We start from the raw sequence: 26,783 nt of genomic DNA on the forward strand, positions 1-26,783 counted from the left end.
GTGAAATTAAATATAGTTAAGCTTTTTTCTTAGTTTCCTACTACCTATTTCAATACCTTTTCTAATTAGCCATGTGTTAGATTTACGATTTATTGGATCAAAGTTTTTTGTTTTAAGTTTATGGTCCCAAATCTTTTCCCCTCCAACCTCTTCAAAAAAACTGGAGTTGAGAACTTTTATTTCATCAATTTCCTTTTTTATTTGTTCTAAACTCTTTTTAGAATGGAACAACTGTTTTAGTTTCCATAAAAGTTTTTCATCTTTTTGAACAAGGTCCTCATAGCGAATGGTAAGATATTGGCTTAAATCTGGTATCTCTTTTAAAACTTTTGTGCTTAATTTATTGCTGTAAAACCAGGGATATAGTCCTGTCTTATTCCCTACTTTCTTTAAATAACTTTTTATTGATTTTTTTTTTAGACTCATTCCTTTAATTAAGGAATTAAAAACATTTTTAGGATCTCTAATCAAAATTAGGTGAATATCATCGGGGAAAGTCCTTTTTAAATCTTTTACACCGATGACACTCGTGTCCTTGATCATTACATATTCCTTTTTAGACTCTTTAAGAATATTATTTCTAAGCTTATTGATAAACAAGAGATCCATGAAATCTTTATCAACTTTATGATTTATAGTATTATCAAAGATTTTATAATAGGAAGCGAGGATGTTTGATAATCGGGTCTCACTATGGGGATGAGATAAAACCTGATGATCTGAAAAAACTTTAATAGCCTGAGAAGAAAAATTATGCCCGGTTCTTGGGAGATAAGAATTTAAAAAAATGATCTTTTGATCTTCAGTTTTCATATTAGGAAATTAGTTACCATAAACTTTTCGAAACATTCTTAGGTATTGGGAGGAACTAAAAATTTTTACATCTTTTTCATCCAGATACAGGAAAGATTTCTACCGTTAAATTCATTTGATTCAATCAGTTTTTCTTCTTCTTTTTTTAAATCATCATCCAGATCACTTTTCAAACTACCATAAAATCCATAAGACCTCTGTTTAACAAGCTTGAAATTTTTTAATTGGTGTTTTAGAAAATTCAATGAAATTCCATTTGTGAAGGGATTTTCTTTGGTTCTAACATGAATATCTGTTACACTCCAGATTTCATCTGCGCTCATCCTTTTAGTGATTATCTTTTCTTTTAATAACTGATCATTTATCAAATCTATATAATTTTTTCTGCCTCTTAATCGGCTTAAAGAATTTCTGATAGATTTCGGAATAAAATCCTTAATATGCTTCTTTTTGCGATTTCTTGAGATATGCATTTTTTCAATAACTGCAAGCCGTTGCCTATAAATTTCATCATCTAAATAATCGGCGTTGGGATCCTGGAGATGTATCAGTATTCCATTAGGATTGATTAATTGATCCAACTGGTCTAAAAAATCTTTTAGATCAGGAATATGGTGAAGAACCGAACAGATTATCACTAAATCAAATTTTTCATTTACCTCCGTTATATAACCCTTTTGAAATTTAGTAGAGGTATTCCAGTTTTTAGCTCTGGCTTTGGCCTTATCCAGCATTTTTTCTGAACTATCCAGCATAGTTATATTTTCAATAAAGGGTTTTAAGTCAGAGTTTAGTATATATTCTGTGCTTAAACCGGTGCCACAGCCAATATCTAGCATATTGATTTTTTCTGAAATAGAATACCCGTAATTAAAAAGATCGGATATTAAAAGGTTAACTTGTTCCTGAAGACTATTTTTGAGATCGGAATGAATTTCATCATAAATTAAAGATTCCTTATCGTGAAAAACAATATTGACTTTTTCATGGAATTCTTCAGGAGTCAAGGTACATCCTTTTCTTTTCATTAGAGGTATTAGACCCGAATAACTCATTCTATCATTTTTAGTTGCTTGAATGGGAATTAAGATTTTATTTCCCCAGGCTCTATGAGCTTTAAAGCATTTTAAAGTTATATTTATCTAGACAATTTATCTAAAAAAGTCCAAATCCTTTTAGAAGCATTTTGAGATGGATGACAATTTATACGTTTGAACCAAGTGTTCGCATCCTTTAATAATTGCGCGGTTTCTCCATTAATTACTTCTTGGATTTTTTCTTTAATTTCTTTTTTACTGTTTATCCACAATACTGGTTTTTCAGAAAGCATGGATCTAAAATGCACGTAATTGTATATTTCCCGAACATTTTTTTTAATCTTAACCCCACTCGGATTATAATTTAAATAAGCACAAGGCTTTTGGTATATCTGGTAATCAAATACCATTGAGGAACCTAAGTTTATAACCATAAATGTATGCTGAATTATCTGAGATTGTAGTTTTAAATCATCTTTTGTGGGTAACAACTGGTTCCACTCATTTCCCTGTCTTTCCCATAAAGGATCCAGGGGAGTAATCAATTTTTTATATTTATTTATAATAGGATCATACCTTTTTGAAAAGTCAGCAGGATTTCTTCTGAAAATAACCCCAATATTTTCTCCATGTTTGTTTAATTCACTTACGGCTTCTGCTACATGTTCCAGGTAAAGCTCATCATGAGGAGAAGTGGTAATATCATCACCAGAATAGCATAAGTATATTTTTTCGTTGTCCAAACCGTAGTTATTGTAAAATTCCTGTTTTGAGATTTTTAAACTTTCTTCAAAATGGGGTTCAAACTGAGGAGTCCCTGTGATCTGTATCTGTGATTCCGCAATGAAAGGATAATATTTCTGTAATTCCTTCTTCATATACTCACTCCATACGAGATAGTAATCTGCTTGAACTACCATCGTAGCTTTTGGGATGTTATCCCAAGAGAAAATAAAACTTGCTGTAGGGATTCCCATGTCCTGTGCTGCCGTAATAGGCGCTATCGCATTAACAGGTCGTTGGTTGGTACAGAATAAAAGTGCGGGTTTTTCATTTTCAAGGATTGTTTTACAGTGCTTATAAAACGCCCCGTTTCTCTCCGATTCTCTCATTTTATTTCTTAGTCGCTCCAGGCCTGCTTCTCCATTGGTCCAACTTATAAATTGATTGACAATAATGTTTTTTACCCTTCCCTTGAGGTTCTTTTTGGAAGAAGGAAATTTATAATGCTTATAAACAGGGTCGGTAAATTTATGAGTCCAGTAGTCTAGTTCTGAAGTTATTTTTGCACGTTTCAATAAGTCAGTAAATGCTCTGGGTTTACCCTGCAGTTTTATCTCTTTATAGCCTAATTGATTAAGATCAAAAGGGGTGTGGTTCCAGAAGATCACCTCCCAACCCATTTTTTCACCAATCTCTACAAAAGAGGTGAAGGCGAAATTTCGCAGGCCAACCCCATCGGGTAGCAGGATAAGTACTTTTTTTGAGGTGATAATAAGAGGATTTATTTTTCAAATATAAGGAATCTGGTTAGTTGTTTTTTTTATTTATTTTTCAGTTCTAAAAAAAGGGATTTGGAAAAAAGCTTTCTAAAAATTCACTTGCTAGCTTTATTCGGTGCTAGTTTACTTCTAATTATTAATTGGCCATATGATTTAGGTTTTACACCAGATTCGATTTCTTATCTTGAAGTGGCCAGGAACCTTACAGCGGGGGACGGTGTGGTGAACAATGAAGGAGGCTTGGTAAATCACTGGCCGCCATTATTTGCATTGTCTATCAGTTTTGTCTCTTTGATTCTGAATATTGATGAGGTTCAATCAGGAACCATATTAATGAGTATTCTATTTTATTTATTCCTGACAGTGAATATGAATATTTTACGGCTCCTCAAGGTGAATAATCTTGTAGTCCTGATATTTGGCTTTTGTCTTATTTTCTCTCCGGTAAGCCTTAATTTCATTAATTTTCTATCAGAGGGTCTGTTTTTAGTATTGTTAAGTATTTCATTTTATTTTTTCCTTAAATGGATGCACAATCATAGAACAAAAAATTTACTAATATGTGCTCTCTCTTGTAGTTTGTTTTTTCTCACGCGGTATGCCGGGATTGCATTTATAGGTTGTTATTGTTTATACCTCTTTTTTTTTAACAAAGAAAAATTAGTACATAGGTCAAAAACAACTCTATCATTTGTGAGCATATTTGTGCTTGGAGTTATGCCTTGGTTTATATATCAGACTAATTTTGAAAAGCCTAAGATTGGTAGGGAAATAGCTGCGCATATTATCCCAATTTCTAAAATCCAGGATTTTGGAATCACTATTGTTCGTTGGTTTTTAGGAAGTAAAGTGGCAATAATATTATTTGCGATTACATTAATCCTTTGCTTTTTAAAAAGAAAAATTGTTATGGCACAGGTTTTAACAATATATAAAATGAATAAAAATTTGGTTCAGCAGATCTTTCTCTTTTTATTTTTTTATCCCCTTCTGTTAGTGATATCTATTTCTTTTTTTGATTCGTATACCCCAATAAATAATAGGATACTTTCACCTTTGCTAAGTTTTATTTTAATTCTCTTTTTCTTATTTCTTAATTTATTAAATGAGAACAAAGAGAAACTTTTATTTATGACGAGTGCTTTATTTCTTTTATTAAGTTTTAGCATTTCAATCTTTCCGAGTTTAAAAAGGCATTACGTTGAGGGTAGTGGATATTCTAATAAAGCATGGGTAGAATCACAAACTTTATCATATCTGAAGAAAAACACTAATAAAAAACCTGTGTTTTCGAATGGAATTGAATTAGGGAAACTACATCTGAATAAAGATTTTAATATGCTTCCACGTCAAAATGAACCTATTGCCATAGATAAGCTAATTAAAAAAATCAAAAAAGCTGAAGCGAAGGTGGTATTCTTTGAGCAAGTGAACTGGAGAAATTATTTGGTCTCGGGGCATAAATTAAAAGAGCTGGTTGGTGAGGATTATTTACTGGAATTTAAGGATGGATTTATAATTGAGAATTTTATCGATGAATGATGTTGTATTTTAAAATAACCCATAATGCTCTTACTCCATCTGTCCACTTAATCTTTTTACCTTCCGCATAAGTTCTTCCGTAATATGAAATTCCCACTTCATATATTCTAATCTTCGGGATCCTGCAAATTTTTGCAGTTACTTCGGGTTCAAAACCAAATCTCTCCTCTTTTAAGTCCAGACTTTTTAATACTTCAGCCTTAAAAAGCTTATAACAGGTTTCCATATCTGTAAGGTTGAGGTTGGTAAAGGCATTGCTTAGAAATGTAAGGAATTTATTGCCGATGGAATGCCAGAAAAATAAAATCCTATGAGGATTTCCACCCATAAATCTTGAACCATAAACTACGTCTGCTATACCTGAAATCATTGGTCTAAGTAAAATATTATATTCGTTTGGATCATATTCCAAATCGGCATCCTGGATAATAATAAAATCTCCGGTGGCAATTTCAATCGCTTTATGTAGTGCAGCGCCTTTACCTTTATTTAACTTTTGATTGTAAAGAGTTAAGGATAATTCTGGATTAGACTGTTGGAATTTTTCAATTAATTTTTTCGTATTATCCGTCGAATGATCATTAACGACAATAATTTCTTTTTGTAAAGAAAAATCCAAGCTAAGGTCTTTTAGAACTTCTAGAATAGAGGTAATGGTATTTTCTTCGTTAAAAGCAGGTATAAGAATTGAAAGTTTTTTCAACTTAGCATCGATTGGGTTACAACAAATATATATTTTTACTTAAAGAAAAGTTAAGAAGAGTATTTTATTTTATCTGTGACTTTTAAATATATCATGTAATAATTTATTAAAAAGGAAATAATCTAGCCTTAATTTTAAAAGCGAAATCCAACAAATGAATAAAATTTGTGTGAGCATTTTTATGCTAACTTATAACCAGGAGGAGTTTATAAGTCAGACTGTAGAGAGTATTCTCGCTCAAAAAACAAGTTTTATATACCAACTAGTTATTGGTGAAGATTGTAGTACTGACGATACAAGATTGATATGCGAGAAATATGCCCGTGAAAATCCTGATAAAATAAAATTATTGCCATCACAAAGAAACCTGGGCCTTATAAATAACTTTATAAGAACTTTTAAAGAATGTGATGGTAAATATGTAGCGATCTGTGATGGTGATGATTATTGGATAGACCCTCTAAAATTGCAGAAGCAAGTTGATTTTTTAGAAAGTAATAGAGATTATTCCATCATTTTTACCGGCATAAAGTTTTTATATCCTAATGGTGATTTACATAATGTGAACTGGCCGGACCTTAAAGAAACTTCAAATTTTAATGACCTGATTTTTTCTAACTTTATTCCCTCAGTTACAGTGCTTTTTAGAAATACACAGGATAAAGAAAATTTCCCTAATTGGATCAACAGGTTTCCATATGGAGATTGGCCAATTTATTTATGGGTTACGAGAACGGGGGAGAAAATAAAATATTTAAGCGATGTAACCGCGGTATATCGAAAGGAAATTGGAGTTTCAGAAAAGCTAAAATTAATTCCTAGTGAAATTATAAAAGTTAATCTGGGAATTGTAGATTGTTTATATAGAGATCCAGATTTTATTTGCCAGAGAACATTGATTAAGAAAAGCCTCCGGAGGCATCAATTCTCTTTAATGGCAGGTTACTTCCGAGAGAACAAGTTTTTTAAATCTCTTCGGTTGGCATCTGAATTAGCATTAGTTTCGCCTTTTAAAGTTATTCGAACCTATTTATATTTAATTAAACGAAAATAATTATCGTATCCTTTATGTCTTGGTGCTGGTAGCATGGAAGAAAAAAGTTCTTTTTGAATGAAAAATAAGGTAAAAAGGTATAGATTGAAATAATAGTAGGCTAGAATTATATTAAAGCCGCGAAACTATTTAAAATTAATCCTGCGAACTGTAAATTCAGGTCTTAAAATTGAAAAGTTCAGAAAATAAATAATCTAAAGTTTAAATGGTCTCAAATTATCTCTTGCTTTATCAATTCTACTATAGGAAGTTTTAAAGTATTTCAAAATGATATTAAAGCTTATCTTTATTATTACTGTTCAAGTTTTAAAGTCTAGTTATTATATTTTAAAACGTAGCTATTTTTGAAATATATAGTTAATAGTATTTATTATTAAGTATTTTTTTAAGAAATGAATTCACTCCAAACATATTTTTTAAATAATCAAGACAACGCAATTCACAAATGGCTTCACTATTTTGATATTTATGACTTATGGTTTAAGAAATATAAAAATAAACAGATAATAATTCTGGAAATTGGGGTTTATCAAGGAGGATCTCTAAAAATGTGGAGGGAATATTTTGGAGAAAATGCCAAAATCTATGCTATAGACATCAATCCTGATTGTAAGCAATTTGAATCTCCAAATACTAAGATTTTTATCGGATCTCAGGAAGATCGTGATTTTTTAAGAGAGGTTAGGGCGCAGATCCCCGAAATTGATATTCTTGTAGATGATGGGGGACATACCATGCAACAACAGATTATTACTTTCGAAGAATTATATCCACATTTAAAATTTGGAGGAATATATTTATGTGAAGATCTTCATACTTCTTACTGGAAGATTTATGGTGGGGGCTATCAAAAGCCGGGCACATTTATCGAGTTTAGTAAGGGGTTAATTGATTCTCTTCATGCTTGGCATTCAAAGGATCCTGATTTAAAAGTGGACTCTATTACGAGCTCAGCCTATGGCCTCCATTATTATGACAGTATATTGGTAATTGAAAAGAAAAAGATTACCCCGCCTAAATCTGAAATTCGCGGTAATATTATTATTCCAATAGATAATTTTCCACCTCCAAATTTACCAAAAGAGAAAAAAAATTCATTCCTTTTCTCTAAAGCATTACAAATAAGAAACTTTATAAAGAGATTTAGTTTTTACAAAAAGTAACTATTATTTATTGACTAATTAGAGATCATGATTTCTATAATAATCTCTTCATACAGAGAGTCCTATTTTGAAAATTTAAAATACAATATTCATAAATCTATTGGAGCTGTAGATTTTGAAGTTGTTAGAATTTATAATCCTGCAAAAATGAGCTTAAACAAGGCTTACAACCTTGGAGCTGAAAAAGCCAAATTCCCCTATCTCGTTTTTTTACATGAAGATGTTACTATTTTATCTGAGAACTGGGGAGAAGTTTTAATCTCTTACCTAAAAGACCAATCTGTCGGGATAATTGGACTTGCTGGTAATAAGAAAAAATTCAATTTACCCACTGGTTGCGAAACAGGAATTAATAAGTATCGAAAAGTTTTTGTTACCCACCTACCCTCGGAAGTATTGGCAGCAGGTCATAAAGAACCAACAGAAGTTCGAACATTAGACGGTGTGTTTCTAGCAACAAGAAAAGAGATATGGAAAAGTATTAAATTCAATGAAAATATTGCGGGCTTCCATTTTTATGACCTTGACTTCAGCTTAAGGGTAGATAGGCATTATCAAAATTATGTAATTTCTTCTATTAAACTGCTTCATCATTCTTTAGGTAATTTTGGAGACGAATGGATTAAAAGTAATCTCGATTTTCATAATCGAGCTTACGAATTCGATATTCCAACTAAAGAAGAAAAAGAGCAAGTTCGAATATTCTGGTACAAGCGTTTGAAAAACGAGGATATTTCATTCATTTTGAAGCTTAAATATTTAGCCCGGATGGGTGTTGGCATGGAATCTATTAAGTATGCTCTTAGGTTTTTAATAAATCATAATTACCAATAAACCGTATGAATACTCCACTAGTTTCTATATGTATTCCTGTTCTAAATGGTGAGAAATATTTAAATGAAGCTTTGTCATCTATAGAGCTCCAATCCTACCAGAATATCGAAGTAATTATAAGCGATAATGGCTCTAAAGATTCAAGTATGGATATATGCCTAGAGTATAAAACGACTTCGAAATACCCTGTTAGAATCTATGATCACCATACAATGGGAATAGGAGAAAACTGGAATAACTGTGTGACTAAATCGAATGGAGAGTATTTAAAATTTCTGTTTCAAGATGATGTTCTGTATCCAAATTGTGTTGAGGACCTTATTTGGATATTTAATCAATATGAAGATATTGGTCTGGTCGCATGTAAAAGAGAGATTTTAACAGATAATCCTGAAAGTGCCTGGCAACGAAAATGGATAGTCAGATATGGAGATCTTCAGGAAAAAATGTTTCAGAATGATTGGGATAAAAAAATTTTAGATAGATCAATTCTTAAAAAGAAAGAGTTTTTTAAAGATCCATTTAATAAAATTGGAGAGCCAACTGCGGTTATGTTGAAAAAATCCATTTTTAATGAGGTTGGACTTTTTAATACAGAATTGAAGATTGTTTTGGATATTGAATTCTATTATCGGGTACTAATTAAATCCAGGATAATAATTGTCAATAAGACTCTTGTTGGTTTTAGGTTGCATGAAGAGCAGGCTTCCAAAAAAGGAGTGAATGTACATAAGAAAGAATTCGATCTTTATATAAATATACTCATTAAAGAATATTTCTGGGAACTTTCAATTTCGCATAAAATGCAGGTTCTAAGAAGAAAGTTTATTCAACTTTTAAAATTTTAACTGGTAGATGGTAGAATTAGCTATAGTAATTCCTTATTATAAAATGCTTTTTTTTGAAAGGACTATAGCTTCATTAGCTGAGCAGACAAATAAAAATTTTAAGGTTTATATTGGAAACGATGGCTCTCCCGAAGATCCTTCAGAATGCATCGAAAATTTTTGCGATACTCTGGATATCACCTATAAATATTTTCCCGATAATTTAGGTGGTTATTCACTTACCAGGCAATGGGACAGATGTATAGAATTAATGGGTTCGGAAAACTGGATTCTTATTCTTGGGGACGATGATTACCTGAGTCCCAATTTTGTTCAAAACTTTTATAATCACCTTGCTAAAATTGAAAGCTTGAACATTAAAGTCGTGAGGAGTGCTTCTAAAATAGTTTCTCAGGATGGTATATCCAAAATTCACTCTTTTCCAGAAATAGAATCCAGTATTGATCATTTTTATAACAGGTATTTTAAGTCTTCAAGAAGCTCACTGTCTGAGTATATTTTTAGCAAAGATGTTTATGATAAAAAAGGATTTAGAGATCTTCCCTTAGCCTGGGGAGTAGATACTCTTGCCTGGATTGAGTTTACTGAGGGTAAACATATTTTTACTATTAACGAATCTATTGCCTATATTCAAATCTCTGAACAGAGTATTTCTGGTAATTCAGATCTTGATGAATTAAAGATCATGGCGAGATATCAAGGATTCGAAATCGTAATTAAAGATCACTTTTCCCATTATAACAGAAACCAGAAGCGTAGAATTCTTTTATATTTTGAGCATGGAGCGAAAAAAGCTAATAAGGTTAACGAAAGTAGCTTTTACTTACTTGTAATTAATAAATTACTTCAGGAAAGAATGTTTTTTGAGACTTTTAGATTTATGAAAAGGCTCTTTTATTATAAAAGGCTTATTTAATAGGCACCAGAAGGGTTCATTACAGGCTTAATATTCCCAGGAAGTTTTAGGTGTTTTAAAAGTAAATAATTCGATGGTCTGGCCTTTATACAAGTTATAATTCTTATTTTTCGGATTGAAAGAAAGCAATCAAATTTTCGTGCCCCTGGAAACCAGAATATATCAAAAGGAAAGTAATAAACGAATAGGCAAACACTTTGGAGAAAGTCTAAAAGATATTTGGAATTCGAGATTTCTATCGCGGCAACTGGCTGAAAGAGATATTAAAGCACAGTACCGCCAGTCTTACCTGGGAATTATTTGGGCTTTTATAACTCCCTTGGCTACGGCAGCGGTCTGGATAATTTTAAATTTAACAGGAACGGTAAATGTTACTGATACGGGTGTACCATATCCCGTTTTTGCTTTTACTGGGACCTTAATCTGGTCTATTCTTACAGAGTCTATTAATTCACCGACGCAAGCAACAAATAGCGCTAAAGGACTTTTAACTAAGATCAATTTTCCAAAGGAGGCCCTTATTATATCAGGGATCTATAAATTGTTGTTTAACTCATTCATAAAGATATTTTTGCTGGTAGCAATGGTTTTTCTTTTTGGATTGGGTTTTCACTGGACTTTATTATTACTGCCGGTTTCAATATTAGGAGCTGTACTATTTGGAACCACCGTAGGGCTGTTTTTAACACCGGTTAGCATGCTATATCGCGATGTAGGTAAAATTGTTAGTTTCGGTATCAGTTTCCTTATGTATATCACTCCAGTTGTGTATCCTGTTCCCTCAAGTGGTTTAATGAAGACAGTAATGGAGTTAAATCCTTTAACCCCAATAATCTTAACTGCGAGAGATCTGGTCACGGGTATGAGTCCAAATCATCTTTATTATTTTATAGGTATTATATTGATATGCATACCGGCATTTGTACTCGCAATGGTATTTTACCGTATTTCAATTCCAATTATTGTAGAAAGATAAAATGGGTATATGGCAGATAACGAAGTACTTGTAAAAGTTGAAGGTCTTTCTAAGAAATTCTGTAAAGATCTAAAGACCAGCCTCTGGTACGGTGTAAAAGACCTCTTTTCAAATCTTAGAGGGAACAGGAAAGAGCGCCATTTAAGGGAAAAGGAATTCTGGGCCCTTAAAGATATAAATTTCGAGCTGCGACGTGGGGAATGCCTTGGCCTTATTGGTCATAACGGGGCCGGGAAATCTACGCTTTTAAAGATATTAAACGGACTCATGAAACCCGATGCCGGCAAGGTCACAATGAAAGGCCGTGTAGGTGCTCTAATAGAACTGGGGGCAGGTTTTAACCCTATTCTTACCGGAAGAGAAAATATTTATAATAATGGTGCTGTATTGGGATTTACCAGGGCAGAGATCAAGGAAAAAATCGAAGAAATTATAGATTTTGCTGAGTTACGCGAATTTATAGATATGCCGGTTAAGAATTACAGTAGTGGGATGAATGTGAGGTTAGGTTTTGCTATTGCCGCACAGATGAAACCAGATGTCTTGATCATTGATGAAGTATTAGCAGTAGGGGACCTGGGATTTATTTTGAAATGCTTTAAAACTATTGATAATATTCTACCTAATACAGCTATTATATTTGTTTCACATAATATGCCTATGGTATCCAGAATTTGCAGTGAAATTTTACTGTTAGATCATGGAAGGTCAAAATTTTATAGTAACGATGTAGGAGAGGGTATAGATAAATATTATTCCTCATTTATTAATAATAACGAAAGTATTGTTTTTGATGATGGGACTTTGGAACTTAATAACGTAAGATTACTTTCAAATTCAATTGAAACGACACGGTTTTACTGGAATGATAATTTAAGTATTCAGTTCTCAATGAAATTTAAAGAGGAAGTAGAGGTTCCTTTATTTAGAATTTTAATTTATGACAAGGAACAAAGACCTGTAGCCATACTGAATCCAAATAATAAGGATAGTAAATTAGAGATTATAAATGGTAGACTAGATTTTTTAGTGAATCATAAAAATTTACAATTATCAAAAGGTTTTTATAGCATTAATTTAACTGTATTTAAGGCAAATAGTAATAATCCTCACCTAAGGATCAATAATATAGCCGTCTTTCAGTTGATACATCCGGAAGATCACTTTCAGTCCTTCCTTCTCAAATCAGAATATCAGCAAATAAATAGGTAGATAATAGATGATTTCCCATAAGCATAAATGTATATTTATTCATATTTCTAAATGTGCTGGCACTACCGTAGAAAATGCATTTGGAATAGATACAAAAAAATATAATGAACCAGATTATGAAAAATTATTCGGCTGGAGTGAAAAGCTTAGCATGTGGTTGCAACATGCTACCCCTCAACAACTATTGGATAATAATTTAATATCCGAAAACCATTGGAATAATTACTATAAGTTTATAATATATAGAAACTCTTGGTCGCGATCCTTCTCTGATTATCATTATTTAAAAAGTCATTTTGGGATAGATGACAGTTTTTTCAATTATCTAAATAAAAAAGGTGATTTTTTTGGAATGTTAGACAAAAGGGGAAATAGGCAGTATGTTGGAGAACACCTTTTTTCTCAAAAACCTTATTTTTTTTTAGATGATCGAAGAATTGATTATGATAAAGAAATAAATTTTGAAAATCTAGATTCGGGCTTCAAAGAATTATGTGAGGATTTATCCCTGGAATCTAGATTCTTCAGTTATAATCTAAATATTGGAGATTACAACAACAAGGTTCATTACTCTCACTTTTATAATTCTAAAAAAAAGAAAATGGTCGCAAACATCTATTTTGATGATATAGAATTTTTTGGTTTTAAATTCTGTGATCAACGTTCAATTTTTCAAAAGCTGAAAAATGAATTTAAAGGGTAATTAATTTAATTTATGTTTTGCACAATTATCACCGCTAATTATGCTCATTATGCATTAGCATTACATGACTCTTTGATTCAGTTTAATAGAGATATAGAGTTTTCAGTTTTTATAAGTCAGGGAAATTTATCAGAGACTATAGAGTCTGAATTAGTAAAGAGGCCAAATATAAAAACCTATTATTTTGATGATCTCGCTGTAAATTCTTTGGTTAAGGATCTTAAGGGAAAATATTATCATGAATATCATGATGCATACCGGTGGGGCATGAAGCCTTTGTTTCTCGAGTTTTTATTGAAAACTTACGACAAGGTTATTTATCTGGATTCAGATCTTTATTTTTTTAATGACTATGAGTTTTTATTTGACAATCTTGAAAAAGCTAATGTTCTTTTAACACCGCATTGGCGTAGTGCAAATCCTGATAAGGAGTATTCTAATTTTGTACATAATTTTCGAGATGGTTTATATAATGCAGGTTTTATTGGTGCTTCCAGAGGTGCTGAAAAGGCTTTGGAGTGGTGGGCAAAAATGGTCTTGTTTAAATGTGAAGTTAACAGGAAAGATGGTTATTATGTAGACCAGCGATACCTGGATCTTATGCCTGTTATTTTTGAAGATGTTGAGGTGCTTAAGCATAAAGGCTGCAATGTAGCGAACTGGAACCAGGTTATTTGTGAACGAACTCCCGGTAAAGATGGAGAAGTTTTAATCAATCATCAGTTTCCTATAGTTTTTATTCATTTCACAAATACCATGCTTACCGGAATTTTCTATGAGAATGATAAGCTTTTAAAACCTTACCTGGAAAAGTATCGCGACCAGCTTTTAAAGTATTCAGATATTGATATTATTGAGGATTATTATGAAAAAGGCCGGTTTAAAAAATCGAGGAGTGAAAATGATTTTAAGAAAAAAAATAAAAAAAAGGGAGTAGTAGATACTTCAAAATCTTTCCTTAATAAGATTTATAGAAAACTATCATGAATATAGCCATATGTTCCCCGAATAAGAATGCCTATTCTGAGACTTTCATACAGGCCCACAAAGAATTTCTTACCGGAACTATATTTTACTATTATGATGGGGAGCTGCCTACAAGGGTAGAAGGCGGGGTGGTTATTAACTCCCGGCGTAGACGAATTATTGATATTTTTAAAGGACACTTCAGATTAAATCAATTTTCCTTAGCCGAACAGGCCTTGATGAAATCTTTTGAAATCAATAAAATAGATGTGGTACTTGCAGAATATGGGCCCGTTGGCACACGTTTGGTCTCAATTTGTAAAGAACTTGCTATACCATTAATCGTGCATTTTCATGGATATGATGCCAGTAGATATGAAGTCATTAAACTAAATGAAAATTATAGAGAACTTTTTAATTATGCTTTTAAAGTAATTGCTGTTTCAAAGAAAATGTACGGGGATTTACTTGATTTAGGATGCCCTAAAGAAAAATTAGTATATAACGTATATGGTCCAAGAGTAGAATTTCTGAAGATTGTTCCAAACTTCAGTAAAATGCAGTTTGTCTCTATTGGCAGATTTGTGGATAAAAAAGCTCCTTATTATCTCATACTTTCATTTCGAAAAGTATTGGAAAAGTTTCCGGAAGCAAAACTGGTTATGGCTGGGGACGGTGAATTATGGGATAGCTGTAAAAACCTTGTGAAATACTACCATCTGGAAAATAACGTAAGCTTTCCAGGAGTTATATCGAGAAATAATTTTATGGTATTACTTTCAGAGTCTCTTGCTCTTGTACAACATTCTATTACTGCAGGGGATGGAGATATGGAGGGTACGCCATTATCTATACTTGAAGCTTCTGCTGCAGGCTTACCGGTAATCTCAACTGTCCATGGAGGAATTCCAGATGTAATTACTGATAATGAACATGGTTTTCTCGTAAAAGAACATTCGGTAGATCTCATGTCAGATAGGATGATAGAACTTTTATCAAATCCTGGTTTAGCAAAAGAAATGGGTGAAAATGGGAAAAAGAATATCAGCTCAAACTTCCGCCTAGATGATCATATAAATAGCATAAACAATATACTCCTGGCAGCTTGTAGCTGATACGATATTTTAGTGAGATTGATCAATTTGTTTTATAATTGAAAGTTTAGGATAAAAAGTCGTATTTACTTTTTTTTATTCTCCTACCAAATAGATATCTACTACCAAGTTTTTTTATATTGCAGATAATTGTCTTCTTTAATGCAACCATTAATATCGATTATTATCCCAACCTATAATAGATCTCAAGTATTGGGGGGAGCAGTAGATTCTTTGCTATTACAAAGTTATGAGAATTGGGAATGCTTAATAGTCGATGATGGTTCCACAGATTACACTGAAGAATTAGTGGATTTTTACATTCAAAAGGATTCAAGGATTAAATATCTGGTGAGGAGGACTAATCCAAAAGGAGCTTCTCATTGTCGGAATGTTGGCTTGGAAAAGGCTAATGGTAAGTATTTGATGTTTTTAGATTCCGATGATCAATTATTTTCGTACGCTCTTTCTAACAGATTAGATATTTTAAGAAAATCACCCGGAAGCGATTTTTATATTTTCCCGATGTATATGAAAAATAATAATCTTATGCGGAGAATGTCGATTAAACCGGAAGATTATAAAGGTGAATATTTAAAAAAATTTCTGACTAATAATATATCCTGGGGAATTATGTGCGTTTTGTGGGACGTAAATTTTATTAGAAAATTAAATGGATTTAAAGTGGATTATCCCAGGTTAAATGATCCTGAACTTCATATTCGAGCATTATTGAAATACGACAATTATACGCTTGCCCACGATCAAATGCCAGATAGTATTTACAGGGTAAATAATCCTAACTTTAGAGATAGATTTTTAATAGCAGATAATTATATCAAATCTCTCTTGCTTTTTATTCCAGACATAGCAGAGGAACTCGAAGACAACAATATGCATGAATGTATTCCCTTGTTGAGAAATTATCTAAAGCATTTTTTTAGTTTACATTATGCTGAAGTAACACGAGTAGATTTGTTGAAACTTTTAAAAGTAAGTAGAAATTCGGGCGTTATTACAGGAAAAGAATATTGGAAGCTAAATGCAATACTTAATTTAATTCTTGTGTACAATAAATTATTAAGGAGACATCGTAATATTTTGGCCAATAGCTTAGAATAATTTAAGATATATCAATTTATTTGATGAATTTCAAGAACAAAAATATTTTATTAATTATTCATCATGGAGCACTAGGTGGTGCTGAAAGGCAAGGCTTAGGCTTATCAAAAATTCTAGTAGAGGATTATAATTGTGAGGTCGATTTATTGCTGACTTTTTCTGATAAATTAGACAAGGATTTTGAGACTTATAGCAAAGAATGCCAAATAAGAAAAGTCCATTATTTTGGTCCGGCTTATTTAAATTTACCAAAGAAGTTTGAATTACGTAATTTTAAGCGTTTAAAATGGTCTCTAGGGTATCTCTGGAAATTACGAAAGGAACTAAATAAATATCAATATGATATAATAATTCCATTCTTAAACACACCTTCTAAAATTAGTTTTTACTTATACAAAATTCTGCCTTCTGTTAAAATCACCTTTTGGCATCAACTAGGCCTGGATAAATGGAGTAGAGATATATTCGAGGAAATAGCGGCTAAACATATACCTTGTGTTATTGCAAACTCTCCTACTGGTTTGGAACTTTTTTCTCAGCAATACAGAATAAATAAGAAATATGTGTTGCCTCAATATGTTAGCTTGAATTATGAGCGAGGAAATCGGGAAAGAATCTTAAGCAACTTCCAAATTTCAGAAAAAAAGATATTAATCGGAATGATAGCTCAATATCGCTACGATAAATATCATGAACTTTTATTGAAAGCTTTTGAAAGAATTAATTTTAATCAATATGATGTTCATCTTATATTTTTGGGTAATAAGGATATAAGTGCTACAAGCAGGAAGAAATTTGAAGAATTAAATAAGATAATAAAAAAATCTAGTTGTAATAATAGGGTTTCATTGTTGACGAATAAAAAGGTTCAAGATGTATTAAATATCCTAGATATAGGAGTTCTCGTGTCAAAAATTGAAGGAATGCCAAATGCAGTTATGGAATATATGTTATATGGTTTACCTGTAGTCGCATCAAACCACCCTGGATGTAGACAGTTAGTAGAAGATGATATCAATGGTTTTTTAGTTAATAATGATGAAGAAGATTTATTTTTAGCTCTAATGAAACTAATAGAAAATAAAAGCTTAAGGTTATCAATGTCCAGAAACAATCAAAGTAAAATAAAGCAGTTTGATGGTAAAAAATATATACATGATCTTGAAATGATTTTAACGGAGGTTTGTTCAGCTAAACACTAATGGTGTCTTTATTTTAAGCCTCCTAATCGAGATTACGTTTGAAATTTAGTGTAAATCATATAAGTGAATTTTTTCTATGATTGTTTTACTAACCGTGATTTTTTTAAAAATTAGTCAAATCAATAAGGAAATATATTCCTAATATAAGTTTAGGTTCTAAAACCTTCTTTAGATTATTAAATGATTTTTAGCCTGGCCAATAAATTTCATTCAAAAAATCTTAAGAAATTGCCCAGAAGATTATTAATAAAAGCTATATCTAGTTGCTATTTAATACTTTCGATTTTGCACTTTTCCTTCCAGTAGTCTTTATAGTCTACTGGCTTTTTAAGAGAAGCATTAAGATTCAGAATGTTATTCTCTTACTAGCCAGCTATTTTTTCTATGCCTGGTGGGACTGGAGATTTTTAGGTATTATAATTTTAAGTACCCTTGTAGATTATTTGATTGGCTTACAACTGGGAAGTGAAAGCAGGCAATTGAAGAGGAAAATTCTATTATGGGGTAGCCTTATATTGAATCTCGGAATTCTCGGATTCTTTAAATATTTCAATTTTTTCATAGATAATTTTAAAGATGCTTTTAGCTTAATGGGAGCTCACTTCCCCGATTATACCTTAAACATACTTCTTCCGGTAGGCATCAGTTTTTATACATTTCAAACATTAAGTTATACTATAGATATCTATAGAAATCAATTGAAGCCTAGCAAAAGTTTTATTGATTTTGCAGTATATGTGAGTTTTTTTCCTCAATTGGTGGCAGGACCGATTGAAAGAGCCTCAAGCCTACTACCACAATTCAAAAGGAATAGAAGTATCAATCATTCAGATGTTTCCGAAGGGCTTAGACAGATCTTATGGGGTTTATTCAAAAAAATGGTAATTGCAGATAATTGTGCCGAATATGTAAATATAGTTTTTAATGATCCGGGAGGTCAGAGCGGGAGTGTTCTGGTTTTAGCAGTTATTTTATTTGCTTTTCAAATTTATGGGGATTTTTCAGGATATTCAGATATTGCCATTGGTACGGCCAGATTATTTGGTTTTAGATTAATGCAAAATTTTGCATTTCCTTATTTTTCCAGGGATATTGCCGAATTCTGGCGACGTTGGCATATTTCTCTTTCCTCCTGGTTTCGGGATTATCTTTATGTACCTATAGGAGGGAGCAGGGGATCACTTATAAATCAAATACGCAACGTTTTTGTTATTTTTCTGGTAAGTGGTTTTTGGCATGGCGCCAATTGGACGTTCCTTTTTTGGGGAGGATTGAATGCAATTTTCTTTTTGCCTGTATTATTGCGAAAAAGAAACCGGCTGCATCTCGATGTGGTAGCAAAAGGTAGAATCTTTCCTAGTTATAATGAGTTAGGCAAAATTATTATAACATTTATATTTATCTGTTTTACCTGGATATTTTTCAGAGCCCGCAATATAGCTGCCGCTTTTGAATATATAGGATATATCTTTGATAGAGGAATTTATGACATACCTCAACTGGATACCCTAATTAGTACCAAGATGCTTATTTCCCTTATTGGGCTAATGTCATTGATAGAATGGAGGGGAAGAACAAAATTATATGCATTGGAAGGATTGGAAAATTCATTACCACAATTTCCTCGATGGTCATTTTATTCGATTCTTATATTTATTATAGGGATGTATATGTACACGGAGGAAACAGCTTTTATTTATTTTCAATTTTAATGAAAAAATCATTTATAAAACTGATATATTTTTTTCTGTTCTGTGGTTTAATATACGCAGGATTAATCTTCATTGTTGGTAATTTTGCTCCTCAGGATTTCAAAAGAAACCTAATATATTTAAAAGGAGGCTATGGGCATACTTTTTCTCGTCTTCAGGATGCATCTAAACAGAAAAAAAACGATGTGCTTATATTAGGATCATCTCTGGCATATAGGGGATTAGATACCAGGATATTTGCGGGAAATGGCTTAAAAGCATTCAATTTAGGTTCCAGTGCTCAAACCCCGATGCAGACAAAATTACTTTTAAATATTTACCTGGATATAATTCAGCCAGATAAGGTAATTTATGTAGTTGCTCCAAATGACTTTACAGGAAATGGATTAGAAGCTTCGTTAGATATAGTTGCCAATCTACCAGAAATTAATTTCTCAACATTTAGTTTACTTGCAGATAACCCTCAAATAAAGCTTTTTAATACGTTATTATTTTCATGGTTACAGAGTAAAACAAACTTCTCTCTTTATGACGAACCAACCAGAAAAGGTTTGGACGAATACGTAAGAAATGGAGGGTTTGTTGAAAGAACTGTCACTTACTTTGAACCGGTCAATAAAATAAATTTCCGAACCATCAATGTTCAGGAAAAGCAAATTGAAGAATTTCAGGAAATCATGCAGATATTAAGAAAAAATAATATAGAAGTTTTGATTGTAAGGCCGCCAGTTACGAGTCATTCATATAATTCGATTAAAAATAATGATGATTTTGCTGAAAAGATCTCAGATTTGGGTGATTTCAAAGATTATAACTTAAGCCTCAAGTTAACAGACAGTCTTCATTTTTATGATTCACGACATTTAAACCAGATAGGAGTTCAGGAATTTACCCAGGCAGTAATACAGGATCTAAAAGTAAATTTTAAAAATCTATAGGAATATCTCTCGTTATAGGGATAAGAATTGAATTATACTTGTTATTATTGAAGAAAAGAAATCTATAGATGAAATTGGTTTCCGTAGTAATACCTTGTTACAATCACGAAAAATATGTATTAGGAGCTATTGAATCTGCTATATATCAAACTTATAAAGATAAGGAGATTATTGTAGTAGATGATGGCTCTAATAACGATACCAAAAAGGTTTTAGCAAAGCTTAGCGATCAAATTAATATCTTGATAACGCAGGAAAATCAAGGGGTTGTAATTGCTCGTAATAATGGAATAGAAAAGGCAAGTGGGGAATATATATTAACTTTAGATGCCGATGATTATTTTGAACCCGGATTTTTAAAAAAAGCCGTTGGAATCCTGGATAATAATTCGGACGTAGGAATGGTAACTTGCTGGACCTCTATTGAAGATAGTTCTGGTAAATTAACTAGAGTTTCTAAGCCTACAGGTGCTAATGCGATATCTGGACTTTTTAAGAATAATGGAACTGCAAGTATGCTTTTTAGGAAAATATGTTGGGAAGAGGTTGGAGGGTATGATAGAGAATTAGCTAAAGGTTTTGAAGACTGGGAATTTGGGATTGCTATTGGTAAACAAGGCTGGAAAATGAAGGTCATTCCTGAAATACTCCTACATTATAGAAATTTACCTAATTCGAGAAATAAGAACGCCAGGAGTCACTATTCAGAAATTCGTAAATATGTTTATAAAAAACATAAAGATCTTTTAGCAACTGATATAGATTTTACCTTAGAACAACTGTTGCTTGAAATAAAATCTAAAGATGATGAGATAAAACGTTTAAAGTCTTCTCGCCTTTATAAAATTGAGAAAATACTTAATCGGATAAATAGAAAATTTAAATTCATTTTTTAAAAATACAAAGGCTAAAAATTTTGGTTTCCGTAATAATTCCATCATATAACCGTGCTTCCATAATAGGTCAAACCATTGAATCTGTTTTGAGTCAAACCTTTAGTGATTGGGAGTGCATCGTTGTGGATGATGGCTCTGAAGACAATACAGAAGAGGTTGTAAACGATTATAGGAAAAAAGATCATAGAATTAAACTTTATAAAAGACCCTCAACTTATCCAAAAGGTGCTAATTCCTGTCGAAATTTTGGATTTCAAAACAGTACTGGTAATTATGTCCAGTGGCTTGATTCAGATGACGTGATAAGCGAAAATAAACTAGAAATTCAATACAATAAGCTGGTAGAAAGTAATGCTGATTTAGGATTTTGCAAATGGGGACGATTTGGGCAGAATATAAGGAAAGAGGTTTTTAATGGCCTGCCGGTCTACCGAAGTTTCAATTCGTCTTTAGAATATCTAAACCATTTGGCAGATTCAGTAGGCTATATGCCCATCCATTCATATTTGATGAAACGAGAATTGGTGCTGAGGGCCGGTCCTTGGTTTGAATATCTAAAGGTTAATCAAGATGGTGAGTTTATGGCTAGGGTTATTTCAAACTCCAAAAAAATTGAGTTTTCTAATGAGCCCGTTGCTTATTACAGAAAAAAGACCGCTAATAACATTAGTGGAACCAGAAACGATAATATTGCAGACCTAATAAAAAGTTGGAAATTAATAGAGGTAATTTTAAATATTCGCTATGGTGAGGATTCAAATTACTTTATTGAGAAGACTAAAGAAAGGCTGTATCTTAACTGTAAACAATTTCCTGAAATACTAAAACAGAACAAATCTTTTTTTAAACGGCAAATTGTAATGGAACCTAGTAAGCCTGCGGCATGGATGCACGCAAGGTTAATAAAATTTTATCCAGCCAGGTTTATTTTAAATCCCTTAAAAAGAATCAGAAGAAAAATTTTAGAGTGAGCGATTTGATAAGTGTCATAATGCCAGTATACAACCGGGAGAATTTGGTTATAGAGTCTCTTGAATCAATTTTGAAACAAACCTATATGAATTGGGAGTGTTTAATAGTAGATGATCACTCCACAGACAGAACTGAAGCAGTTATTAAAAATTTTATAAAAAAGGACCATAGATTCAAACTTTTTAAAAGACCTTCTAGTAAAAATAAAGGAGCTAATTCTTGCCGCAATTTCGGTCTTGAAAAATCTAATGGAGAATTTATACACTGGTTCGATAGTGACGATGTAGCTCACCCAGAGTGCCTGAGAATTAGTCTGGAAGAGGTTTTGAAATCAGGGTTATCCTTTTGTCGCTTTGGCAGAAAACTATTTTTTGGGGATTTCAATAATAATTTGATTCAGCCTGTTGATAAATATGATAGAAAAGTCATTACGCAATCCAATTTATCACAAATTCTTAAGAATGAACTTGAGTTTAATACATGCAATGTTTTATGGCGGAAGCGAGATCTTCTAGATGAGAGATTCAATGAAGAGATCGTGTATGCTGATGAATGGGAATATTATTCCCGACTTTTTTCTGAAGGGGTAAAAGGAATTTCAATTGATGTAAATTTATTTTTTGGTCGAAAACATAATTCTTCTACAACCTATGAATTCCATTCCTCGAACCAAAATAGAGTAAAATCCAAAATAAAAGCTACTAAACTGGTCATTAAAAATTTAGGTGAAAAGAAATTGATTGATGGAGTTCTAACAGATTACTTTATTAAACTGGCCTTTATGCTAAAATCTAAAGAAATTCTTTATCTGATTTTGGAATATTCCAGATTTAACAGGACAAAAATTTTTAAGTATAAGTTTGGATTTGAGTTTTATCCAGTTCTCAGGCCAATTTTAAAATTGAAAGGGAAGATCATGAATTAAGTTGGTTTAATACTCTAAGAATTCTTAAACCTGTATTACCGTCCCACAGATTTGGAATGCTACCTTTCCTCCAATTATTATTAAAGAGCCTGGAAAAAGCATCTTCAATTTTTTTTGGATCTGTACCAACAATTTCGTTAGTTCCTATTTCTGTGGTCTCTGGTCTCTCCGTATTCTCTCTTATGGTTAGACAGGGGATTCCAAGAACAGTTGTTTCTTCCGTAATGCCTCCCGAATCGGTGATCACAGCTTTCGAATTTTGAACCAGAAAATTAAATTCAAGATAATCCAATGCTGAGCTCAAAAATAAATTAGAACAATCAAATTTAAGTCTTTTCATTGCGTTTTCCGTTCTTGGGTGAACTGGGAAAATAATCGGAATATCTTTCCTATAAGAAGTGATCGATTTTAGAATCTTCTCTAAGTGATTTAAGCCATCCACATTCGAAGGGCGATGCATGGTAAGAACTAAATATTGATCTTTTTTTAGATCAAGTCTATTCCAAATATCGGGTTTTCTAAAATGCTGTTTGAATCTTACTAAAGTATCAATCATAGTATTACCAACATGGTAAACACTGTTCGCATCTTTTCCCGTACTTAATAGGTAAGTCTTGGCTTCGATTGTAGTTGTAAAAAAGTAGTCGGCAATGCTATCTATTAAAACCCGGTTTATTTCCTCAGGCATCTCCCAATCATAGGAGCGAAGACCAGCTTCGATATGGGCGACTTTAACTAACATCTTTTTAGCTGTTATGGCACAAGCCATGCTGGATGTAACGTCGCCCACCACAATACAAATATCCGGGGTCTTATCTTCCAGTAATTTTTCATAGGCAGTCATTATTTCGGCAGTTTGTTTAGCCTGACTTCCGCTTCCTACCCCTAAATTATGATCTGGTTCAGGTAATTTCAGGTCTTTAAAAAAATTAGTACTTAACTTTTTATCATAATGCTGACCAGTATGAATTAATCTGTAAGTGAAATTTAGTTCAGATTCATCAATTGCATGTATAATAGAAGCTATCTTAACGAAATTTGGTCTTGTTCCAGCAATAAGGTCTAAATACATTTTAAATATTTTCAAGGAATTTTTTAAGATTGGTTTTGAAACAAATTCAATAAGGCTAAAACTATTAATAATTCTTTGCCTATTACCTTTATTTCTAAGAAAAGTAGAAAATTAAGTCTTGCACAGGGAATTGAGAAATGATAGTTTTACGAAAAGGATATAAATATTAGATTCGCCATTGGATAAAAAAATATTAATCGTTGCAGAATCAATAGATGTTGAAGATAGCAGCGGAACAAAAGGTCGTGTAGCTCTTATTAAGAACCTTAAACAAATTGGGTTCAATGTTAAAGTGTTCCACTATACCAGAAAAGATATTCAATTAGAAGAAATTCCATGTAAAGCAATAAAGGAGAATCGTAATAGTTTTCTTTTTTATTTAAGTAGGTTTGAAAGACTCCTTCGGCTTAAATTAAAACTAGACTTTCACATACCACTTGAAAAATTATTCGGATTTAGTTTTACCCTGTATAATGATCGTAATAGTATAATAGATGAATTAAAAGGATCGGAAGAACTAGATTCAGACCTGATTATCACCCTTAGTAAAGGAGGTAGTTTCCGGCCTCATCACGCACTTTTAAAAATGCCGGAGTTACATCATAAATGGCTGGCTTACATTCACGATCCTTATCCCGCCCATCTTTATCCCAGGCCTTTTGCCTGGGTGGAGGCAGGCTATTTCCAAAAATGGAAATTTATCCATGATATTTCTAAAAATGCAGCTTACAGTGCTTTTCCAAGTAAACTTCTAATGGAATGGATGGGAAGTTATTTCCCGAACTTTTTAAAAACAGGTTATATAATTCCACATCAATTATTTGATAGTAAAACCGAGGGAATTGAATTGCCTGAATTTTTCAATCCCGATAATTTTAATTTATTACACGCTGGCACCCTATTAGATCCTCGAAATCCTAAAAGTCTGGTTCGAGCTTTTGAAAAATTCTTAAAAAGAAATTCAAATGCTAGAGGTCATTCAAAATTGATCTTTTTAGGAGGAAAAAACGTGTTTTCTTCCTGGTTAGAAGATTATGAAAAGCATTTGAAAGAATTAAAGGTAAGTGAAAGCTATATTTCTTTTGATAAGGTTCGTAAGATGCAGCAAAATGCAGCTGTAAATATAATTCTTGAGGCCAAATCTGAAATAAGTCCCTTTCTTCCAGGTAAATTTCCGCACTGTGTTCAGGCAGATAAACCCATCCTTTTGTTAGGTCCTAAATTAAGTGAATCAAAAAGATTATTGGGTGAGGACTACCGCTATTGGTCAGAAATTGATGATGAGGATAAAATCGCAGATATTATTGAGAGTCTATATCTTAATTGGAAAAACTATCAGGGAACCGAAGGTCTAAACCGCACTGATCTGATTAATTATTTATCCACGCCTTACCTACGGGAGGTCCTGGGTAAAATTCAAAGCTCACAACCATAATGAAGATATTAATGGTTTCTATGTTTGCAAATCATTTTTTTAATTGGACTAACCAATTAAAGGATTCCGGGCATGAAGTATATTGGATCGATGTCTTCGATAATGGTGCCGAAGTAAATAAAATTGGATGGGTTCATCAGAGTGTTAATTGGAAGCGGAGAGTAGATTTTCCTGGAAGACAGACATTAAAATTGAAGTTTCCAAAACTTTATAAAGGAATACAGGTATTTAATGAAAGAAAACTCTCAGATATTGTTGAAAAAAAAATTAGGGAAATTGAACCTGATATAGTCCAAAGTTTTGTGCTTTTTTCTGCCTGTGCTCCAATTTTAAAGGTGATGAATAAATATCCAGATTTGAAATGGGTCTATTCGGCCTGGGGAAATGATCTTTACTTTTTCCAAAATGATCCTGATTATTTAAAAGATATTAGGTTAGTTCTTCCTAGAGTGAATTATATGTTTGCAGATTGCTTGAGGGATTATGAAATAGCAAAAAAATATGGATTTACTGGAAAGTTTTTAGGAGTATATCCAGGGGGTGGCGGTTATGATTTTCAGCTTGAAAATGAAATCAAATCGGTCGAAGAAAGACAGGTTATATTAATAAAGGGTTACCAAGATCTATTTGGGGAATGTATACCTGTTCTTAAGGCGATACAATCTGTAAAATCTCAATTGGATAATTTTGAAATTGTTGTTTTCGGGGCTGAGAAAGAAGCTATCAAGTATTTTGAAAACTCCGAGCTTGTTAATTACTCAAACTTTAAATTATACCAGAAAATTGGTAGGAATGAGGTAATGACATTGATGGGTAAGTCTTTGATTTTTATAGGTAATAGTATTTCTGATGGAATGCCCAATACGTTACTGGAGGCAATAATTATGGGAGCATTTCCAATTCAATCTAATCCGGGTGGGGTTACCGAAGAAATAATTGAAGATCAAAAAAATGGATTTTTGATACAAGATCCTTTAAATGTTGATGAAATATCAAAGCTTATTCTAAAAGCGATTAATAATAAATCATTTATTGAAGCTGCCGTGGAATTTAATTTTAAAGAAGTAAAGCCAAAACTGGAAAGAAAATTTGTGAGACAGGAGGTACTTAAAAAGTATAGTTTTATAGAAAACTACTAGCAATTTG

General features: G+C 32.3%; 25 protein-coding genes. 20 read left to right on the top strand and 5 right to left on the bottom strand.

Annotated elements, in window-relative coordinates:
* Positions 1-6: 6 nt before the first annotated feature.
* The 3 genes from RE431_RS03485 to RE431_RS03495 all read right to left on the bottom strand — a co-directional run bounded on the left by RE431_RS03485 (position 7) and on the right by RE431_RS03495 (position 3,253).
* A complete protein-coding gene (locus tag RE431_RS03485; protein WP_309560561.1) occupies positions 7-813 on the bottom strand; it encodes a sulfotransferase in 807 nt (268 codons plus the stop codon).
* A 65-nt stretch (positions 814-878) separates the two neighbouring features.
* Entirely contained in the window at positions 879-1,841 is a 963-nt protein-coding gene (locus tag RE431_RS03490) for a class I SAM-dependent DNA methyltransferase (RefSeq protein WP_309560562.1), read from the bottom strand.
* 110 nt (positions 1,842-1,951) lie between these two features.
* The gene (locus RE431_RS03495) at positions 1,952-3,253 is read right to left on the bottom strand and encodes a glycosyltransferase family protein (protein ID WP_309560563.1); all 1,302 of its coding nucleotides are present in this window, start codon (positions 3,251-3,253) and stop codon (positions 1,952-1,954) included.
* A 171-nt stretch (positions 3,254-3,424) separates the two neighbouring features.
* Between RE431_RS03495 and RE431_RS03500 the strand changes: the two genes are divergently transcribed.
* Positions 3,425-4,894, top strand: coding sequence for an ArnT family glycosyltransferase (locus RE431_RS03500; RefSeq protein WP_309560564.1), 1,470 nt, complete (start codon positions 3,425-3,427; stop codon positions 4,892-4,894).
* Here RE431_RS03500 and RE431_RS03505 read toward each other — a convergent pair.
* Positions 4,881-5,597, bottom strand: coding sequence for a glycosyltransferase family 2 protein (locus RE431_RS03505; protein WP_309560565.1), 717 nt, complete (start codon positions 5,595-5,597; stop codon positions 4,881-4,883). The two genes, RE431_RS03500 and RE431_RS03505, sit on opposite strands and share 14 nt — an antisense overlap.
* Before the next feature lie 154 nt (positions 5,598-5,751).
* Between RE431_RS03505 and RE431_RS03510 the strand changes: the two genes are divergently transcribed.
* The 17 genes from RE431_RS03510 (at position 5,752) to RE431_RS03590 (ending at position 23,130) form a co-directional block, all read left to right on the top strand.
* The gene (locus RE431_RS03510) at positions 5,752-6,651 is read left to right on the top strand and encodes a glycosyltransferase (protein WP_309560566.1); all 900 of its coding nucleotides are present in this window, start codon (positions 5,752-5,754) and stop codon (positions 6,649-6,651) included.
* A gap of 392 nt (positions 6,652-7,043) precedes the next feature.
* Entirely contained in the window at positions 7,044-7,814 is a 771-nt protein-coding gene (locus tag RE431_RS03515) for a class I SAM-dependent methyltransferase (RefSeq protein WP_309560567.1), read from the top strand.
* Positions 7,815-7,841: 27 nt separating this feature from the next.
* Complete coding sequence (locus RE431_RS03520; protein WP_309560568.1) at positions 7,842-8,648, top strand: glycosyltransferase; 807 nt, start codon at positions 7,842-7,844, stop codon at positions 8,646-8,648.
* Between the two features lie 5 nt (positions 8,649-8,653).
* Positions 8,654-9,496 (top strand): glycosyltransferase family 2 protein, encoded by an 843-nt coding sequence (locus tag RE431_RS03525; RefSeq protein ID WP_309560569.1) that lies wholly within the window; start codon positions 8,654-8,656, stop codon positions 9,494-9,496.
* A gap of 7 nt (positions 9,497-9,503) precedes the next feature.
* Positions 9,504-10,412 carry a glycosyltransferase family 2 protein gene (locus RE431_RS03530; protein WP_309560570.1) on the top strand — a complete coding sequence of 303 codons (909 nt, stop codon included), beginning with the start codon at positions 9,504-9,506 and terminating at the stop codon, positions 10,410-10,412.
* Between the two features lie 139 nt (positions 10,413-10,551).
* Complete coding sequence (locus tag RE431_RS03535) at positions 10,552-11,388, top strand: ABC transporter permease (RefSeq protein WP_309560571.1); 837 nt, start codon at positions 10,552-10,554, stop codon at positions 11,386-11,388.
* Between the two features lie 9 nt (positions 11,389-11,397).
* Positions 11,398-12,600: an ABC transporter ATP-binding protein gene (locus RE431_RS03540; protein ID WP_309560572.1), complete on the top strand. Its 1,203-nt coding sequence runs from the start codon at positions 11,398-11,400 to the stop codon at positions 12,598-12,600.
* Positions 12,601-12,607: 7 nt separating this feature from the next.
* Complete coding sequence (locus RE431_RS03545) at positions 12,608-13,303, top strand: sulfotransferase family 2 domain-containing protein (protein ID WP_309560573.1); 696 nt, start codon at positions 12,608-12,610, stop codon at positions 13,301-13,303.
* Positions 13,304-13,315: 12 nt separating this feature from the next.
* Entirely contained in the window at positions 13,316-14,290 is a 975-nt protein-coding gene (locus tag RE431_RS03550) for a hypothetical protein (protein ID WP_309560574.1), read from the top strand.
* Positions 14,287-15,384 carry a glycosyltransferase gene (locus RE431_RS03555; RefSeq protein ID WP_309560575.1) on the top strand — a complete coding sequence of 366 codons (1,098 nt, stop codon included), beginning with the start codon at positions 14,287-14,289 and terminating at the stop codon, positions 15,382-15,384. The genes RE431_RS03550 and RE431_RS03555 overlap by 4 nt, the downstream gene beginning before the upstream one ends.
* A gap of 141 nt (positions 15,385-15,525) precedes the next feature.
* Positions 15,526-16,485, top strand: a complete 960-nt coding sequence (locus tag RE431_RS03560) for a glycosyltransferase family 2 protein (RefSeq protein ID WP_309560576.1) — start codon at positions 15,526-15,528, stop codon at positions 16,483-16,485.
* A 23-nt stretch (positions 16,486-16,508) separates the two neighbouring features.
* On the top strand, positions 16,509-17,687 hold the full coding sequence (locus tag RE431_RS03565) for a glycosyltransferase (protein WP_309560577.1): 1,179 nt from the start codon (positions 16,509-16,511) through the stop codon (positions 17,685-17,687).
* A gap of 263 nt (positions 17,688-17,950) precedes the next feature.
* On the top strand, positions 17,951-19,399 hold the full coding sequence (locus tag RE431_RS03570; RefSeq protein WP_309560578.1) for an MBOAT family O-acyltransferase: 1,449 nt from the start codon (positions 17,951-17,953) through the stop codon (positions 19,397-19,399).
* Positions 19,399-20,337 (top strand): hypothetical protein, encoded by a 939-nt coding sequence (locus RE431_RS03575; RefSeq protein WP_309560579.1) that lies wholly within the window; start codon positions 19,399-19,401, stop codon positions 20,335-20,337. The genes RE431_RS03570 and RE431_RS03575 overlap by 1 nt, the downstream gene beginning before the upstream one ends.
* 68 nt (positions 20,338-20,405) lie before the next feature.
* Complete coding sequence (locus RE431_RS03580) at positions 20,406-21,233, top strand: glycosyltransferase family 2 protein (protein WP_309560580.1); 828 nt, start codon at positions 20,406-20,408, stop codon at positions 21,231-21,233.
* A gap of 20 nt (positions 21,234-21,253) precedes the next feature.
* Entirely contained in the window at positions 21,254-22,204 is a 951-nt protein-coding gene (locus RE431_RS03585) for a glycosyltransferase family 2 protein (RefSeq protein WP_309560581.1), read from the top strand.
* 20 nt (positions 22,205-22,224) lie between these two features.
* Positions 22,225-23,130 carry a glycosyltransferase family 2 protein gene (locus RE431_RS03590; RefSeq protein WP_309560634.1) on the top strand — a complete coding sequence of 302 codons (906 nt, stop codon included), beginning with the start codon at positions 22,225-22,227 and terminating at the stop codon, positions 23,128-23,130.
* Here RE431_RS03590 and wecB read toward each other — a convergent pair.
* Positions 23,120-24,202, bottom strand: a complete 1,083-nt coding sequence (wecB, locus tag RE431_RS03595) for a non-hydrolyzing UDP-N-acetylglucosamine 2-epimerase (RefSeq protein ID WP_309560582.1) — start codon at positions 24,200-24,202, stop codon at positions 23,120-23,122. The two genes, RE431_RS03590 and wecB, sit on opposite strands and share 11 nt — an antisense overlap.
* Before the next feature lie 178 nt (positions 24,203-24,380).
* On the opposite strand from wecB, the gene RE431_RS03600 reads away from it, so the two are divergent.
* The gene (locus RE431_RS03600) at positions 24,381-25,637 is read left to right on the top strand and encodes a glycosyltransferase family protein (protein ID WP_309560583.1); all 1,257 of its coding nucleotides are present in this window, start codon (positions 24,381-24,383) and stop codon (positions 25,635-25,637) included.
* On the top strand, positions 25,637-26,776 hold the full coding sequence (locus RE431_RS03605; protein ID WP_309560584.1) for a glycosyltransferase: 1,140 nt from the start codon (positions 25,637-25,639) through the stop codon (positions 26,774-26,776). The genes RE431_RS03600 and RE431_RS03605 overlap by 1 nt, the downstream gene beginning before the upstream one ends.
* The last annotated feature ends 7 nt before the right edge of the window (positions 26,777-26,783 follow it).

The organism is Christiangramia sediminicola (assembly GCF_031344135.1).
Lineage (GTDB): Bacteria > Bacteroidota > Bacteroidia > Flavobacteriales > Flavobacteriaceae > Christiangramia > Christiangramia sediminicola.